Annotated in this window: 18 protein-coding genes, 1 tRNA gene and 1 pseudogene; 10 read left to right on the top strand and 10 right to left on the bottom strand. The window is 36.0% G+C overall.

The annotated features are described in order from the left end of the window. Positions 1-15: 15 nt before the first annotated feature. The gene (locus NQ163_RS02355; RefSeq protein ID WP_268188698.1) at positions 16-171 is read left to right on the top strand and encodes a hypothetical protein; all 156 of its coding nucleotides are present in this window, start codon (positions 16-18) and stop codon (positions 169-171) included. A 47-nt stretch (positions 172-218) separates the two neighbouring features. On the opposite strand, the gene NQ163_RS02360 is transcribed toward NQ163_RS02355, so the two are convergent. Together NQ163_RS02360 and NQ163_RS02365 are read right to left on the bottom strand one after the other, a co-directional pair. After that, positions 219-848, bottom strand: coding sequence for a LysE family translocator (locus tag NQ163_RS02360; protein ID WP_268188699.1), 630 nt, complete (start codon positions 846-848; stop codon positions 219-221). Between the two features lie 109 nt (positions 849-957). Continuing rightward, positions 958-1,800: a helix-turn-helix domain-containing protein gene (locus NQ163_RS02365; RefSeq protein WP_268188700.1), complete on the bottom strand. Its 843-nt coding sequence runs from the start codon at positions 1,798-1,800 to the stop codon at positions 958-960. A gap of 359 nt (positions 1,801-2,159) precedes the next feature. Between NQ163_RS02365 and hpf the strand changes: the two genes are divergently transcribed. Then, positions 2,160-2,444 carry a ribosome hibernation-promoting factor, HPF/YfiA family gene (hpf, locus tag NQ163_RS02370; protein ID WP_268188701.1) on the top strand — a complete coding sequence of 95 codons (285 nt, stop codon included), beginning with the start codon at positions 2,160-2,162 and terminating at the stop codon, positions 2,442-2,444. A 38-nt stretch (positions 2,445-2,482) separates the two neighbouring features. Here the strand turns inward: hpf and NQ163_RS02375 are convergent, their stop codons facing one another. Next, the gene (locus NQ163_RS02375; protein WP_268188702.1) at positions 2,483-2,926 is read right to left on the bottom strand and encodes a (4Fe-4S)-binding protein; all 444 of its coding nucleotides are present in this window, start codon (positions 2,924-2,926) and stop codon (positions 2,483-2,485) included. 253 nt (positions 2,927-3,179) lie between these two features. Here NQ163_RS02375 and NQ163_RS02380 point away from each other — a divergent pair. Continuing rightward, positions 3,180-3,252: transfer RNA gene (locus NQ163_RS02380), tRNA-Trp, on the top strand. 136 nt (positions 3,253-3,388) lie between these two features. Here NQ163_RS02380 and NQ163_RS02385 read toward each other — a convergent pair. Beyond that, on the bottom strand, positions 3,389-3,535 hold the full coding sequence (locus NQ163_RS02385) for a hypothetical protein (protein WP_170150705.1): 147 nt from the start codon (positions 3,533-3,535) through the stop codon (positions 3,389-3,391). 243 nt (positions 3,536-3,778) lie between these two features. On the opposite strand from NQ163_RS02385, the gene NQ163_RS02390 reads away from it, so the two are divergent. Further along, complete coding sequence (locus tag NQ163_RS02390; RefSeq protein WP_268188703.1) at positions 3,779-4,054, top strand: GIY-YIG nuclease family protein; 276 nt, start codon at positions 3,779-3,781, stop codon at positions 4,052-4,054. Between the two features lie 82 nt (positions 4,055-4,136). On the opposite strand, the gene NQ163_RS02395 is transcribed toward NQ163_RS02390, so the two are convergent. Continuing rightward, positions 4,137-5,966 carry an ABC transporter ATP-binding protein gene (locus NQ163_RS02395; protein ID WP_268188704.1) on the bottom strand — a complete coding sequence of 610 codons (1,830 nt, stop codon included), beginning with the start codon at positions 5,964-5,966 and terminating at the stop codon, positions 4,137-4,139. A 120-nt stretch (positions 5,967-6,086) separates the two neighbouring features. Further along, on the bottom strand, positions 6,087-7,424 hold the full coding sequence (gene purB / locus NQ163_RS02400) for an adenylosuccinate lyase (protein WP_268188705.1): 1,338 nt from the start codon (positions 7,422-7,424) through the stop codon (positions 6,087-6,089). Between the two features lie 193 nt (positions 7,425-7,617). Between purB and NQ163_RS02405 the strand changes: the two genes are divergently transcribed. The 6 genes and pseudogenes from NQ163_RS02405 (at position 7,618) to NQ163_RS02425 (ending at position 11,948) form a co-directional block, all read left to right on the top strand. Further along, positions 7,618-8,400, top strand: coding sequence for an EI24 domain-containing protein (locus NQ163_RS02405; protein ID WP_268188706.1), 783 nt, complete (start codon positions 7,618-7,620; stop codon positions 8,398-8,400). Positions 8,401-8,474: 74 nt separating this feature from the next. Next, positions 8,475-9,170: pseudogene (locus tag NQ163_RS20790) on the top strand (NfeD family protein); the annotation flags it as partial. Positions 9,171-9,221: 51 nt separating this feature from the next. Beyond that, on the top strand, positions 9,222-9,902 hold the full coding sequence (locus NQ163_RS20795) for an NfeD family protein (RefSeq protein ID WP_442786017.1): 681 nt from the start codon (positions 9,222-9,224) through the stop codon (positions 9,900-9,902). Beyond that, positions 9,895-10,320, top strand: a complete 426-nt coding sequence (locus tag NQ163_RS02415) for a GNAT family N-acetyltransferase (RefSeq protein WP_268188708.1) — start codon at positions 9,895-9,897, stop codon at positions 10,318-10,320. The genes NQ163_RS20795 and NQ163_RS02415 overlap by 8 nt, the downstream gene beginning before the upstream one ends. A 9-nt stretch (positions 10,321-10,329) precedes the next feature. Beyond that, the gene (locus NQ163_RS02420) at positions 10,330-11,037 is read left to right on the top strand and encodes an MgtC/SapB family protein (RefSeq protein ID WP_268188709.1); all 708 of its coding nucleotides are present in this window, start codon (positions 10,330-10,332) and stop codon (positions 11,035-11,037) included. A 44-nt stretch (positions 11,038-11,081) separates the two neighbouring features. Continuing rightward, positions 11,082-11,948: a class I SAM-dependent methyltransferase gene (locus NQ163_RS02425; RefSeq protein WP_268188710.1), complete on the top strand. Its 867-nt coding sequence runs from the start codon at positions 11,082-11,084 to the stop codon at positions 11,946-11,948. Between the two features lie 53 nt (positions 11,949-12,001). On the opposite strand, the gene NQ163_RS02430 is transcribed toward NQ163_RS02425, so the two are convergent. From NQ163_RS02430 to dnaN, 4 genes are all read right to left on the bottom strand, one after another. Beyond that, a complete protein-coding gene (locus NQ163_RS02430; RefSeq protein ID WP_268188711.1) occupies positions 12,002-13,798 on the bottom strand; it encodes an AMP-dependent synthetase/ligase in 1,797 nt (598 codons plus the stop codon). A 235-nt stretch (positions 13,799-14,033) separates the two neighbouring features. Further along, the gene (locus NQ163_RS02435; RefSeq protein ID WP_268188712.1) at positions 14,034-14,645 is read right to left on the bottom strand and encodes a fumarylacetoacetate hydrolase family protein; all 612 of its coding nucleotides are present in this window, start codon (positions 14,643-14,645) and stop codon (positions 14,034-14,036) included. A 30-nt stretch (positions 14,646-14,675) separates the two neighbouring features. Then, a complete protein-coding gene (locus NQ163_RS02440) occupies positions 14,676-15,443 on the bottom strand; it encodes a 3'-5' exonuclease (RefSeq protein WP_268188713.1) in 768 nt (255 codons plus the stop codon). Positions 15,444-15,806: 363 nt separating this feature from the next. Continuing rightward, entirely contained in the window at positions 15,807-16,937 is a 1,131-nt protein-coding gene (gene dnaN, locus NQ163_RS02445; protein ID WP_268188714.1) for a DNA polymerase III subunit beta, read from the bottom strand. Between the last annotated feature and the right edge of the window lie 122 nt (positions 16,938-17,059).

The raw sequence follows: 17,059 nt of genomic DNA on the forward strand, positions 1-17,059 counted from the left end.
TTAAAATTTAAGATTATGGGATTATTTGGAAAAAAGAAGAAGTCAAGTTGTTGTACCGTTCAGATTGAAGAGGTAAAAGACAACAAGAAAGCAACATCAAACTGTTGCGACATTAAAATTGAAGAGGTGAAAAAGGATACTAAAAAAACTGAGGGCAATTGCTGCCATTAAAACCAATTGTACTGAGGGCATCACTTGAAGTGATTTCCTCAGTACAATTATTTCTCCGACAGAAGAAGCAAACTGGCCAAAACCGACAGTACACCAAACTTGCTCCATTGGGTAATCTTCCAAAATTCCTGACTGTTTAGGTAGCGATTCAAACGCCCCGAAAGAATAGCAATCAAGCTAAAAACAATTAAGGCCTGTATCATGAAAATGATTCCCAAAACAATCATTTGAACACTAATGGCAATACCCGATTTACTAATAAACTGAGGCAAGAATGCAATAAAAAACAAGGAAACCTTGGGGTTTAGCACATTCATCAAGAAACCTTTTCGTACCAGCTTGAATGCATCCATTGGCACTTTTTGCTTTATCGATTCATTCAGGTTTCCGTCGCCTTTACTTCTTAAAGCGGAAATGGCCAGATAGAACAAATAGGCAGCTCCCATATATTTAATTACAGAAAAAACCAGGGCCGATTGCTGTATGATAATAGACAATCCCAAAGCAGCTGCCAAGGTATGAACCAAAACTCCAAGCGATAATCCCAAGGAGATGGCCAGGCCAGTTCTCTGTCCGCTGCCTACACTCTCGGTCAATACAAAAATATTATCGGGACCAGGCATGATTGATAACACCACCGATGCCGTTAAAAAAGAAAGTATCATTTCTAATTCCATTCTACACAATTCTTTCGTTAGTTCTTACCAGCAAATTAAGTAAAAATGGAGCTATTTCGCCTTAGCAATTTTCACATCAAATTGTGCCATTTGCATTTTGGCTCAATACTTATGGATGAATGATTAGCAATTGCTCCTTTAAATCGGAAGGCTTACATCCCAAATGTTTCTGAACAAATCGACTGTAGGAACTCTGGCTATCGAAATTCAACTGGTAAGTGATTTCCTTATGAGTCAGATCTTCAGCCAAGAGCAGACTTTTGATTTCCAGTGCGAGCAACTCATGAATGATTTGCAAAGGTGTTTTGCCCGTTTTCTCCTTCAACTCACCATTGAGCTTACTCAGTGATACATTTAGCATTTTGGCGTAATCGGCTATCAAACGCATTTGCTTAAAATTATTCTCTGCCAAATCGATAAAGCGATCTACCAATGCATCATGTTTCGAACTTTCAGCCTTTTGTGGGAGAATGTCTAAAATCTGAAAAAACACGTAGGCAAACAGATGCCTGATTTGATGCATTTTGTACTCCCCTTCAGAAAAGTACAGCTCCTTTAATTGAGTAAAGCCATTGTAAAGCAGATCGAAATTCTCCGAATTGAGCTGAGTAGAAGGATTCTTTCGAAGCATTTTCATAAAATCGTTTTGAACAGGCAACAAACTGGTTTGCAAAAATTCCCTGGTAAACTGAATGATGATACCATTCTCATCCCTCTTGCGCTTCATCAGGTGCACTTGGTTGGGCATTACCATATACAACGATTTTTCACTAATGGGATATTTTTTAAAGTCGATCAACTGCGATCCGGTTCCACCATTCTCAAACAAAATCATCTCAAAATAGTCGTGCCTGTGAATGCTGGTAAAATCGTACACGGGCTTGTGATCGATTTCTATCATTTGAAAAGACAAATGGTCGTGATTCGCATTTTGTAAGTCCTGTATCTCCATTCGCTCAATTGTATTAAGAAAGGAAATGCAATCTAATTTATTTTTATTAATAATCCTTAAAACCCACGCTAAACAGTATACCGGAGTGTTAAAATTCCTTATCAATTTTAACATTTAAAAAAATATTTTTTTTAGATTGCTTATTTTGAACACTTTGAAAATTAATATTTGTTAAACTTCAATAAAATCGCAAGTTTCGTTTCGTAAGCTTATTTTTTTTGCTTAATTTCAGGGTAGAAAGATTAATCAAAAAGGCTTAACGAAGCCGAATATACGCGCAGAATAAAACCGGTTTACACTTATCAGAATATTAACTTATCCACTTGTGGATATTAAATATAGGAGGAATTGTGATGAACATGAAAATGCAATCCGTAGGTTTTAAAGCAGATAGCAAATTAGAAGCTTTCATTAACCAAAAACTTAAAAAGCTTGAGAAGTTGGAAAACAGTATTACCGCTTACGATGTAATACTAAACGTAGACAAAGCTAGTAATAGGGAGAATAAGGTTGTTGAGGTGAAAATGCAGGTTCCAGGATCGGAACTATTTGCGAAAAAACAAAGCAAAACATTTGAAGAAGCAACAGATTTGGTAGCAGATGCACTTCGAAGCCAAATTCTACGATATAAAGAAAAGAGATAAGCCTAGAACAGAAACGGAGCCAATCGGCTCCGTTTTTTTTATTCTTTAAAACCAATATCCTGATGCGAGCCATCACAGAATGGCTTATTTTTCGAAGCTCCACACCTGCAAAAATAGCAAGCATCTTCCATAACTTCCCGTTTTCCATTCGATCTAACCAATGTGATTGGCCCTTCAATCATCAACGGCCCATTGGTCATTACCTCTACTTTTTTACCTGTTTCCAAAGCTTTAATTGGTCCTTTATCCGCATCATCCTCTTCAGGGGAATTCATGTAAAAGGACAAGGCACGTGATGGACATTTTTGCACCTGCTTAATAATTGATTCCGTATCCGCTCCTTGCATTTTGATCCATGGACGAGTTCCAGGTTGAAAAACTGTTGGCAAACCTTTAAAACAGGCTCCGGCATGAATACAAATAGCCGAATCATAAACCACAGTTACCTCTCCGTTTGAATATTCTTTTTTTGTATTCTTCATGATTTCTTATTTTGATGTTAGATTGTCACCACTTAATTTACCACATTTTTAAAAAATTTGCAGATTTTTATTTCAAAGCATAAAAAAAGTTTTTACAACAATCTCCTCATCCTGAACCACCTGCAAAAACAAGCAAAATTAAGCTGAATAAATTCCTAATTTTAGCATGAAAAAGCTCTTGCAGATCTAAAAAAATGTTCTACTTTTGTCGCAGACTTTTGAGAAACGATAGTCTTGAAGTCTACAAAAACACACGGGTGTAGCTCAGTTGGTAGAGCACTGGTCTCCAAAACCAGGTGTCGGGAGTTCGAGTCTCTCCTCCCGTGCAAGACCTTCCGAATTTTCGGAAGGTTTTTTTGTATCTGGTAAAAAACAAAACCGCCCGAAGGCGGTTCGCTGTTTTTAATTGTTCCTAACACTAATATTGCTAACTCTGGTATGAAGAGTCACCTATCGGTGATTTCACACACGCTCTTTCAATAAATAATTGTCTGCTATTTCCTGATGACTTTCTCGGTTTAAATTGTTTTTAAATCCTCTTTTTGATTTCTTCGATTGAGGTCGTCTTCTCTTTTCCCTGGTCTGTTCAGCTCTAAAAGTTTTAGACATAACATCAAGTTTTTAGTTCTTCAAAAATCATATTGTCAGATATTTTTACGGAATATTTGCCTGGGACGTTACAAAAAAATGTATTTGATATTCAATAACCTTTCTATTTCACTCAAAGACCTACAATCCTACTTCAACTTCCAATGGTTCCTGATCGAAGTCGAAGGGCCGAAAAAAAATAAAAGAGTTATCTTTAGTAAAACCAAGCTCATATAATATGCTCTGCTATACCTACATATTACAATGCAATGGTGGTTCTTACTATACTGTAGTACCAAGAACTTAGATAAACGATTAGAAGAACACATGCTTGGCTTAGGTTCTAAATTCACTAAAAAACACTTATCAGTAAAGTTGGTTTATTTCGAAGAATTTGACAGAGTAGATGATGCTTTCTACAGAGAGAAACAAATAAAAGGTTGGAGTAGAATAAAGAAAGAAGCATTGATTAATAATCAAAAGGAAGAACTAAAATTACTCTCAGCATGTAAAAACAAAACGCACTACAAAAAATTGTAATGCGTTTGATATTGTAATGGCCCTTCGACTTCGCTCAGGGACCTGCTATCCTAATTAATCCAGTAGCTGATCGTAGTCAAAGCTACAGCAGCTGCATATCATACAGCTTCTTATAAGCTCCATCTTTCTCAATTAATTCATCGTGCTTGCCTCTTTCCACAATTTCTCCTTCGTGGAATACACAAATTAAATCGGCATTTTTAACAGTTGACAAACGGTGTGCAATCACCAATGAAGTTCTGTTCTCCATTAACTTATCCAAGGCATCCTGCACCAATCTTTCCGACTCTGTATCCAAAGCTGAGGTTGCCTCATCCAAAATCATAATTGGAGGGTTTTTAAGAACCGCACGTGCAATACTCAATCGCTGACGTTGACCTCCCGAAAGCTTACTACCACGATCTCCAATATTGGTATCGTAAGCATTCTCTGTAGCACTGATAAAGTCGTGAGCATTGGCAATTTTCGCAGCAGCAATTACATCATCCATTGTTGCGTTCTCGACTCCAAAGGCAATGTTATTAAAAATGGTATCGTTAAAAAGAATTGATTCCTGGTTCACATTCCCCATCAGGTTACGCAAATCTTTCATTTTGTAATCACGAATATCAACACCATCAACCGAAATACTACCATCATTTATATCGTAAAATCTTGGTAACAAATCCACGAAAGTAGTTTTACCCGAACCTGATTGGCCAACCAATGCTACTGTCTTTCCTTTCGGAATTTCCAGATCAACATTCTTCAATACATTCCTCTCTCCATTGTATGAGAAAGTAACATTCTTATAATGGATAGAATTGCCAAATTCACTTACTGATTCTGCATTTTCTTTATCGGTAATGGTTGATTTTGCCTCTAACAGTTGATCGATACGATCCATAGCTGCCAATCCTTTTTGAATTGTATATGCTGCTTTTGAAAAAGCTTTTGCTGGAGCAATAATCATATAAAACATCCCTAAATAGGCAATAAATGTAGAACCAGTTAAATTTCCAGTACCATTAAGAATTAACATTCCACCATAGCACATTATCGTTAACATTACCAATGTTCCCATGAATTCGCTCACTGGATGTGCCAACACATAACGGCGCATCATACTATTCATGATTCTTCTATAAGAATTACTTTCTTCTGCAAAACGAACATGCATTTTTTCTTCAGCATTAAAAGCCTTAATAATTCTCAATCCAGATAAACTCTCTTCAATAGTAGATAAGATATCCCCCATTTTATTTTGTCCATCTCTCGAAGATTTCTTCAACGTTTTACCAGTTAAACCAATAATATAACCCGCAATTGGCAACATGATAAATACAAATAGTGTTAGCTGAGCACTAATTGATAACAATCCAATTAAATAAACCAGTATCATTATCGGATTTTTGAAGATCATATCAATTGAGCTCATCACAGAAATCTCAACCTCTTGAACATCTCCTGTTGAACGAGCAATAATATCTCCTTTCTTTTCTGCCGAGAAAAATGGAAGAGGCAATGAAATCATTTTATTATAGATCTGTAAACGCAAATCCCTTACAACTCCATTTCGAATGTTAACAGAATGGTATGAACCCAAAAAAGTAAATAACACTTTAAAGAACACCATAGTTAATGCAACTCCTGCTATAAAAAACAAGGTATACTCTGCACCATACTCATTTTTTACTAAGGTAATGTAGTAATTAAAATTGTGCGCTAGTACATCTGTCTTCAACTCCCAAGGCATTTTTTCAATCACTGAAACATCTACACTTTTATTAAAAAATGTATCTAATACAGGTACAATTGCACCCAGTGAAAAAACACCAAAAACAGCCCCCAACAGGTTGTAAACAAACATCATAATTGTATCTCCTTTGTAAGGAGGTAAGAATCGCTGAAGAACCTTAATAAAATCTTTCATTAATGATTAAATATGTGAAACAAAATCATTGAGAAAACCACAGTTCTCTCAATAAAAATAGGCTGTAAAAGTACAACTCTTACAGCCTAAAAACAAAGTATTAACAAATATTAATGCTTTCTAGATTCCTGTATAATTATCAGGACTAATTGTCTTCAATTGAGCTTTCAAATCATCACCAATCTCAAGTGTATCGATAAATTCAGCAATACTTTCCTGAGTAACGTGAGTATTTGTTCTGGTTAAAGCTTTTAATGCTTCGTATGGATTTGGATATCCTTCGCGACGCAAAATGGTTTGAACCGCTTCAGCAACCACAGCCCAGTTTGCTTCCAAGTCAGCTTCAAAAGCTTCTTTTGAAATTAATAGCTTATCTAAACCTTTCAATAAAGATTTAAATGCAATGATTGTATGAGCAAATGGAACTCCAATATTTCTCAATACAGTTGAATCCGTTAGGTCACGCTGTAAACGAGAAACTGGCAATTTTGTAGCCAGGTGCTCGAATGTTGCATTCGCCAAACCTAGGTTTCCTTCCGAGTTTTCAAAATCGATAGGATTAACTTTGTGAGGCATTGCTGATGATCCAACTTCACCTTTCTTGATCTTCTGCTTGAAATAGTTCATGGAAATATATGTCCAGAAGTCACGGTTCAAGTCAACCAAGATGGTATTGATGCGCTTTAAGTTATCGAAAATCGCACCCATATTATCGTAATTCGAAATCTGAGTTGTTAACTCTTCTCTCTCTAATTTTAAAATATCATTCACAAAGTGATTACCGAACTCTGCCCAATCAACCTCAGGATATGCTACATGGTGAGCATTGAAGTTACCTGTTGCACCACCAAATTTAGCAGAACAAGGAACACTCTTCAATAAATCCAATTGCTTCTTCAAACGGTAAACGTACACTTGAATTTCTTTACCCAAACGAGTTGGAGATGCAGGCTGACCATGAGTACGAGCCAACATTGCAATTTCTTTCCAATCTTCAGAAAGACTTTCCAATTTTGCAATCAACTGATCCAATAAAGGATAATACACATCATACACTGCATCTTTCAAAGAATAAGGCGTTGCGGTATTGTTAATATCCTGAGATGTTAGCCCAAAGTGAATGAACTCTTTGTATTGCTCCAATTTTAAAGCGTCGAATTTTTCTTTAATGAAGTACTCAACTGCCTTTACATCGTGATTGGTTACACTCTCAATATCCTTTACTTTTTGTGCATCCTCAACGGTAAAGTCAAGGTAAATGCTACGCAAATCAGTATATAAATCTTTGTTAAAATCTTTCAACTGTGGAAGAGGAACCTCGCAAAGAGCAATAAAATATTCTACTTCAACCAACACTCTGTATCGTACCAAAGCGTACTCTGAAAAATACTCACCCAATACGTCTACTTTGTCACGGTAACGCCCGTCAACCGGCGAAATTGCTGTCAAACTTTGCATTTCTAAAATATTAAATGTCAATAATGGTTATTTAGAGTCACAAAGGTAATTAAAAGCAATGAAATGAGAGGAGCCTAATGCAATATATTAACCTGTGCCTGATTAAAGATTTTGGATTTAGGTTCTTTTGGGATTACACATTTAATCTTATTTTTGTTAAAGCACACAATTGTTATCATACATCTATAAAAACATGAAACTAATTAAAGATTTTGGATTTGGTTTACGTACTTATTCGGAAGCCCTAAACTACATATTTAGAAAAAGACTGGCTTGGTTCTTTATTTTTCCATTATTACTCAACATTCTTCTATTCTGGGTTGGATGGGATTTTATTAGTTCATTATCGGATCAAACTCAAACCTACTTACAAAATTGGCTGGATCTTGAAAATGCTGATTTTTGGGGTTCAGGATTTTTAAAGGCTACAATTGGAGGATTTATCTGGATTGTATTCAAGGTTCTCTTTTTCTTAATTTTTGCATACTTCGGAGGGTATATCATCATTATCATCATGTCGCCAGTATTTTCTTACCTATCGGAACGAACCGAGAAAATTAAAACTGGTAACGATTATCCTTTTGAATTCAGGCAATTGGTTAGGGATATCATTCGCGGTGTTTTCATTGCCGTCAGAAACCTTTGCATCGAGTTGCTATTGACTGTATTAATGTTTTTTCTAAGCTTTATTCCAATCATTGGTTGGGCGTCAGCCATAATGTTATTCTTCATTTCGGCTTACTTTTATGGATTTTCCTTTTTAGATTATGCCATTGAAAGAAAAAGGCTTAGCATTAAGGAAAGTGTGCAGTTTATGAGAGAAAACAAGGGAATTGTAATTGCCAATGGATTTGTATTTTCTTTATGTCTTATTGTTCCATTCTGTGGTGTATCCATCTCTAGTTTTGCCGCAATAATTTCTGTTGTTGCTGGAACTTTGGCTGTTAATGAGATTTGGGAAAAAGAAAAACATTAAATCTTCTCAGCCACAAAAGAATTATTGCAACTTAATTGTTATCTTATATACAATAAACAACTAAAAGTACTCATATGAATCTTTTCAGAAATATTATTCTCTCTCTGTTAGCATTGCTTATAGGTCTGTCCTCTCAGGCTAAAAGTGCTTCTGATTCCATAGCTGAATCAACGGATAAATTGGTTTACAAATTTGATATCAAAAGAGAAATTGGCCCAGCAGCCTGGCGTCAAACCAAAGATGCATTTCAGGAAGCTGATGAATTAAATGCCGATTTGATTTTAATTCACATGAACACCTACGGAGGCATGGTAATTCATGCAGATTCAATTCGTACTGCAATATTAAATAGTGAAAAACCTGTTTATGTATTTATCGACAATAATGCAGCTTCGGCGGGAGCATTAATTTCCATTGCCTGCGATAGCATTTACATGAGAACTGGCGCCAATATTGGTGCTGCAACGGTTGTAAACCAGACTGGAGAGGCAATGCCTGATAAATATCAATCATACATGAGATCAACCATGCGTGCTACTGCCGAGTCACATGGAAAAGACACCATTATTCAAGCTGGTGACACCATTTACAGATGGAAGCGCGACCCTTTAATTGCTGAAGCAATGGTTGATCCCAGAACCTATATCGAAAATGTAATTGATACAGGAAAAGTGTTGACCTTTACTCCGGATGAAGCCATTAAAAATGGATATTGCGAAGGAATTGCCAACAGTGTTTCTGAAGTATTAGAGAAAGCGGGTGTAAAAGAGTATACCATAAAATCCTACGAACCTTCTGGAATCGAAAAAGTGGTCGATTTCATGATAAATCCTGTTCTTCAAGGAATTCTAATCATGATCATCATAGGAGGAATTTATTTCGAATTGCAAACTCCGGGCATTGGTTTCCCGATTCTAGCTTCTGCAATTGCAGCAGTATTGTACTTCTCTCCTCTCTATTTGGAAGGAATGGCTGAAAACTGGGAGATTATTCTTTTTGGCGCCGGAGTGGTTCTGCTCGCCGTGGAGATATTTGTGATTCCTGGTTTTGGGGTTGCAGGCGTTTCAGGGATCATATTCATCATTACAGGCTTGACTTTAAGTTTGGTCGATAATGTAGCATTCGAATTTGAACCTCGACATATCAAAACCATTGTAGCTTCCCTACTTTTGGTGATTTTTTCGATGCTGGTAGCCATTGTGGGATCTATATACCTGAGTAAGAAATTATTTTCCTCTAACTCCTTCCTTGGACATTTGGCTTTAAGTACAGTTGAAAATACGGAAGAAGGTTATGTAGGTGTTGATATGAGTGCAAAAACCATGGTTGGAAAAATGGGTGTAGCCATGAGTGTGTTACGTCCATCTGGAAAAGTAATTATTGACAACCAGATATATGATGCCAAATCGGAAGATGGTTTTATCGATAAAGAAACCGAAGTAGAAGTGATTCGATTCGAAACAGGTCAGGTATATGTAATTAAGAAAGAAGGTGATGAGTAAAATCAAGATTCGGGAATATGAGACTCATGATTTTGCAGCTGTCCTCGGTTTATGGGAATTGACTGGTTTAGCTGACGAAAAACGTGCTGATTCAGCTCTTACCATAGAAAAGAGTCTGCAGTTTGGAGGTAAATTTTGGATTCTTGAAGATTTAACCAGTGACGAGTGCATCGGAACCATTTGGCTTACCAATGATTCAAGAAGATTGTACCTGCATCACTTGGGTGTACATCCAAACTATCAGCAAAAAGGATACGGAAGATTATTGAGCGAAAAAGCATTACAATTCGCCAAGAAAACGAATATGCAAATTAAACTTGAGGTACATGAGGAGAACAAGTATGCGATAAAGCTTTATCAAAAGCTCGGTTTTAAGTATCTCGACAAATACGATGTAATGATCAAGCGCAAACACTAAAATCAATAAATGGATTATATCAATCAACTCATATCAACTACCGAAATAACAACTGAAACCATTTTTTGGAGATTGTTATTTAGTTTTTTTATTGGAGCAATAATTGGATTAGAACGTGAAGCTCACAGACAGCCAGCAGGATTGCGCACGCATATATTAATATGCATGGGTGCTAGCTTAATCATGTTATTGTCGATTTATATTCCACAAACATTTCAAAATTTTCAAAATGGTGATCCAGGTAGAATAGCCGCCCAGGTAGTATCGGGAATCGGTTTTTTAGGTGCAGGAGCCATTATGAAATTTGGTGTAAATGTAAAAGGCTTAACTACAGCTGCCTCAATTTGGGTAATCGCTGCACTTGGTTTAACAATCGGTGCCGGAATGTATATGGGAGCAATTATTGGAACCGCTATTTTACTGATTTCATTAATTGCAATGGATGTAATTGAAAAGAAATTGTTCCCAGGAAAATTTATTAAACGCCTTCACATCCATGTTAAAAACAAAGAAGTATCGCCAGATGATTTTAAAGATATTTTAAAAAATCATCAGGTTGCCATTCGAACCATTGATGTGGAGCAGTATTACGACGAGAATAAAATTAGCTACTACCTAACCGTTCAAATTTCGGAAAGAGTCAAACTAAATGAACTAACCTCTGAATTGGGTAGTATTCCAGGAATAAAAAGAGTAAAATTGCAACAAATTCTATAAGCATCAGTTTTCATGACTGATTCCTTTTACAAACTATTTGTTTTATGAAGCTATTAAGCGCAGAAGGTCTTCTTAATTTTAATGATCTGGAAAAGATTACAAAGAAACCTAAGCTATTTGCCAAAGATGATGGGAACTTTTGGCAAGATCCATACATATCAGAACATCTTCTTTATGCTCATCTTGACGATGATTCTGATCAAGGATCGAGAAAATACGACAATATTATTCAGGCAGTTAACTGGCTTTGTGCTTACATGAAATTGCCTGAGGATAGCAAATATCTTGATCTTGGTTGCGGACCTGGTTTGTATAGCGAAAATTTCTTTGGACAAGGATTCGATGTAACAGGAATCGACTTTTCTGAAAACTCTATCAATTACGCAAAAGAGCAGGCAGCAGAATTTGGCTATCCGATTAAATACTTGTGTACGGATTATCTTGAGATCGATTATGAGAATGAATTCGATGTAGTAAGCCTTATCTATGGAGATTTGTGTGTGTTATCACACCAAGATCGCGACAAGCTTTTGAAAAAAGTTTACAAAGCGCTTAAACCGGGTGGCTTCCTAGTATTCGATGTATTTACCAAATATTATTTTGAAACAAGAGAACCAGATCAATCTTGGTACATTAGCGAAGAAGACGGATTTTGGAGCGAAAAAGAGCATTTGCTTTTGCAATCGCACTACAAATACAAAAAAGAAAAAGTTCGTCTTGACAAATACACCCTAATTTTCAGAGATGGTGAAATGAGAACTCATCACATTTGGAAACATTATTTTTCGGTAAAGCGAGCCATTACCATGGCCGAAGAGCATGGTTTTACAGTGAAGGATTACTGGGCTAACCTAAGAGGAAAGCCTTATGAAGATGGTAGTCCATGGATTGGCATGATTGTTCAAAAATAAAACAAAACCCGAAGGAAATCCTTCGGGTTTTTATATACAATTCACTGGTAAGTCTATTCTTTGTACATCTTTTCGATAAGATGTTTGTATTTTTCCTGAATTACTTTCCTTTTCAATTTAAGAGTAGAAGTAATCTCTCCCGCTTCAATAGTAAATTCTTTAGGCAATAGCGTAAATTTCTTCACCTTCTCAAATCTCGAAAGTTCTTTCTGTAACTCTTCGAATCGTTTTTCAAAAAACTCAATAATCTGAGAATTTGCTAACAACTCTTCAATTGAATCGAAAACAATATTTTGCTGAATTGCATATGCCTGTAAAGGACCAAACGCAGGAACAGCTAATGCAGTCACATAGTTTCTACAATCCCCAATCACAGCAATTTGCTCAATAAACTGATCGTTAACCAATGTAGTTTCAATCTTTTGTGGAGCAACATATTTTCCACCAGAAGTCTTCATCAGATCCTTAATTCGATCCGTAATCACCAGACGACCATTTTCATCTATTCTACCAGCATCGCCAGTACAGAACCAGCCATCTTTCATTACTTCGGCTGTAGCTTCAGGTTTTTTGTAATAACCGCGCATTACACCCGGGCCTTTCACCATGATCTCGTCATTTTCACCGATTTTAATTTCAGTTCCAATAATGGTATTACCAGCAGTCCCAAAATCGATATTCTTATCGCCATACAAACTAACGGTAGCCATGGTTTCGGTCAATCCATAACCAACTTTCACATTGATCCCCAAAGAATGGAAAAACTCCAATATTTCCCTGGAAACAGGTGCTCCACCACAAGGTGTAAAGTTGATTCTACCTCCCATAATTCCACGAAGTTTACTCAGAACCAATTTATCAGCTATTCTATGCTTAAGCTTCAATCCCAATGGAACTTTCTGCTCAAACATCTGATATTGATTGTAGTATTTTTCGCCAACTTTTACCGACCAGTTTAACAGTGCTCGTTTGGTTGGCGAAGCTTCTGCGGTTTTATCCTTTATGCCAGAGTAGATCTTTTCATACAAACGAGGAACCGTACACATTAATGTTGGTCTTACCTCTTTCATAACCTCAGCAATTTGTTTTGGATCACGATTGAAGTATACCTCTATTCCTCGATGGAAACAAAAGAAACACCATCCACGTTCGTAAACATGACTTAATGGTAAGAAACTAAGAGAAATGTCGTTCTCTGATACATTCAACTCCTTATCGTGAGAAACCAATACACTCGAGATGTTCTTGTGGTCGATCATTACTCCCTTAGGCTCACCAGTAGTTCCTGATGTGTAAATCAAGGTAGCCAAATCATCGAATTGTCCACTGTAAAAACGTTCATCAAATGCTTTTCCTAAGCCAGAGTTTTTCCCCATGATGATAAACTCATCCCAATACATGGATCTGTCATGATCCGTAAGTTTTGTTTTTTTGTCGAAAACAACAACCATTTTCACGTGAGGAACCTCTTTAATCAATTCCATTGTACGATCGTACTGTTCTTGCTCGCCAACAAAAATAACCTGAACTTCAGAATCTTGAACGATGTATTTTGCTTCGCTTGTAGAGTTTGTAGGATATATTGGAACAGAAATGCCGCGAACACTCATAATAGCCAAGTCTGCGGTAATCCATTCAGGCATGTTTTGAGAGAAAATGGCAACAGATTGCTTCTCCTTAACACCCAATTTCATAAGAGCTTTTGATACTTGTCGAATTTGCAAACCAAATTCATTCCAGCTTACACCTATCCACTTATTGCTCTCTTCATCTTTATAGCGCATTGCAATTCGATCGCCGAATTTTTCAATTCTGTCACGAATTAACTTGCCCCAATGTTGATACTCCATAAAAGTATTTTAGTTGTAAATCGCTACAAATATAATCATGTTTGAACGATTTAAAAGGTTTTCACTGTATTGTAACGACTTATAATTTGTTAAACTTTACCATTTTACATCATAATGAAAACCTATCAATTCAACAAACAATCTACTTTTCAACTCCTTACAAAAAAACGACCATCAACATAAGCTAATGGTCGTTAGAAGTATCTTAAATACAGAAATTATACTGTATTGTGCCTTATTTCACATGAAAATCCAATAATTTTTCACCTTCCAAATCTGCAACTAAATGATCTCCAATTTTTACAGGACCAACTCCCTCTGGTGTTCCTGTGTAAATCATATCACCAATTTTTAAGGTAAAAAACTGTGATAAATATGAAATCAGGTAATCAATTGAGAAAATCATATTTGCTGTATTTCCAGCCTGAACTCTCTCTCCATTGATATCCAAATTAAAATTCAAATTATCAACCGATTTAAACTTGTTTTTAGGAATAAACTTACTAATTGGAGCTGCACCATCAAAAGCTTTGGCCTTTTCCCAAGGCAATCCCTTTTTCTTACATTCAGCCTGAATATCACGAGCTGTAAAATCGATTCCCAGACCAATTTCCTCGTAGTAACGATGTGCAAATTCAATAGGAATATTCTTCCCTACTCTATTAATTTTCACCACCACTTCCAACTCATGATGAATATCCTTGGAAAAATCGGGATAGTAAAAATCATTATTATTTTTTAACAATGCAGAATCAGGCATAGAGAATACAACTGGCTCCTTAGGTACCGGATTGTTTAATTCCTTTGCGTGATTTACGTAGTTCCTTCCAATGGCTAATATTTTCATTGCAGTAAATCTGATCAGTTATACAATGGATTATTTATTGAATCCACGAAGTTTAATTTCAGTTAGTATTTTCTTCGTATACAAAGGAAAATCGCTATTCATAACCCAACCATAATAACCAGGCTGTTGCTCCAACACTTCTTCCACAGTTTTTCCTTTGTTCTTGCCAAAATTAAATCTTTCAACTCCTTTCTCATCAATGATAATAAAACCGGCAAAATCAGCATTTTTATTTTGCGATGAGAATTTCGCCAAAAAGTCGATATCATTTTCCAATGAATCGTATTTATCCAATTGCGATTTAAGAACCTCGTAAGTTGCTTTGGTATCAGCCTCAGCACCATGAGCTCCTTCCAATTCCTTATTGCAATAAAAACGGTAAGCAGCTGTTAAAGTACGTTGCTCCATTTTGTGGAATATGGTTTGAACATCAACAAACTTTCTTTTGCGCATATCAAAATCGATATCAGCACGCAAAAACTCCTCTGCCAATAAAGGGAAGTCGAAACGATTCGAATTGTAGCCTGCCAAATCGCAACCTTCCAAACATTTAGCAATGGTTTTACCCAATTCCTTGAATGTTGGCTCATCTTTAACATCCTCATCTTTAATACCGTGAACAGCCGAAGCATGAGCAGGAATATGCATTTCAGGATTAACGCGATAAGTTTTTACCTCTTCATCGCCATTGGGATTAACTTTTACGATACATATTTCAACAATACGATCTTTTGCAACATTAATACCTGTCGTTTCTAAATCGATAAAGGCAATTGGATTCTTTAAATTAAGATTCATCTATATATTTATTCTATTTTATTTAGGATATAAAAACCTGAGCTCGATGTAAAATTCGTCCACAGTTTGATCTGGTTTTGTGTAGAAATTTTCACAAAATCGAGCAGAAATATCGGGATATCTCAAACGATTTTGGGGCAATTTATACCAAAAGCAGGCAAATTAATAAAGGAAAGCTCTCTTCACAACATCTTCACATTAAAAATTCCTTAAAATAGCCCGCTATTATTTCAGAATTTTTAATGCGAATCTATTGCAAATATATCTTTCTGTGGATAGAATTTTACTTCGAAATCAGGTTTAACCTAACAGAAATATACTCTCTGTTAGGTTTTTAATATCATTATTTGGAATTAATACTGTTTATGCATTAATCATCATTGGCATTAACAACATCAACACATCTTCGTCAGCATTTTCGTTATCGTATGGTAAGAAAATACCTGCCCTTGTTGGATCAGACAATTCAACCATCACATTCGATGATGAAATATTTGCAAGGATTTCCAATAAGAATACTGATTTAAATCCGATTTCCAATTCTTGTCCTTCGTATTGACAAAGCAATCTTTCTCTTGCCGAGATCGAGAAATCGATATCCTGAGCAGAAACCACCAATTCATTTGCTTTCAATTCGAACTTAATCAAGTTACTTGCAGGATTCGAGAATACAGAAACACGCTTTAAAGTGTTGTACAACTCTACTCTGTCAATTGTAAGAACATTAGGATTGTTCTTTGGAATTACTGAATTGTAACTTGGATAATTTCCTTCAACCAAACGACAAATCAACTTGTAATTCGATAGTGTAAAGAATGCATTCTTATCATCGAATTCCACTTTTACAGGATTTTCCTCTTTTGGCAAGATATTGCGTAATAAAGAAGCTGGTTTCTTAGGTAAAATGAATGACGACTCCACGTCAGATCTTCCATCCAAACGTTTATAGCGAACCAACTTGTGCGCATCTGATGCTACAAAAGTCAAGTCATTATTACCCAACTCAACAAAAATACCATTCATAACCGGACGAAGTTCATCGTCAGCAGTAGCGAATAAAGTTTTGTTTACACCTGTTAAAAGAACATCACTCTCAACGGTAATATTTACCAAACTACTTTCTTCTTTTTCAGGAAGCTTTGGAAAATCTTCACCATTCTGTCCAACGATACTAAACACTCCATTTTCTGATGTAATTTTCACAGCCAAAGAGGTACTGTCGATATCGAAAGTTAGTGGTTGTTCCGGAAATTCTTTTAAAGTATCAGTCAAAATTTTAGCAGGAAAAGCAATCACCCCTTCACCTTCTGAAGTTTCAAGAGGAATGGTGGTAATTAAAGTAGATTCCAAATCAGATGCAGTTGCTATCAATTCACCATCTTTAAGCTCAAAAAGGAAGTTATCCAAAATTGGTAAAGTGTTTTTACTACTGATAACTCTACTTATGGCCTGTAAGTGACTTAACAATTCTGTACTTGATACTACAAATTTCATTTGCATAATATTTAAAAGTTAACCTAAAATTCTATATTTCAACGCTTAAACAAGTTCAAAACCGAAGCTTATTTTAGCACAGTATTAAGGGGTGAATATACAAATTTATTAAGGATTGACGA

The organism is Marinifilum sp. D737, from assembly GCF_026672275.1.
In the GTDB taxonomy this organism is placed as follows: Bacteria; Bacteroidota; Bacteroidia; order Bacteroidales; family Marinifilaceae; genus Marinifilum.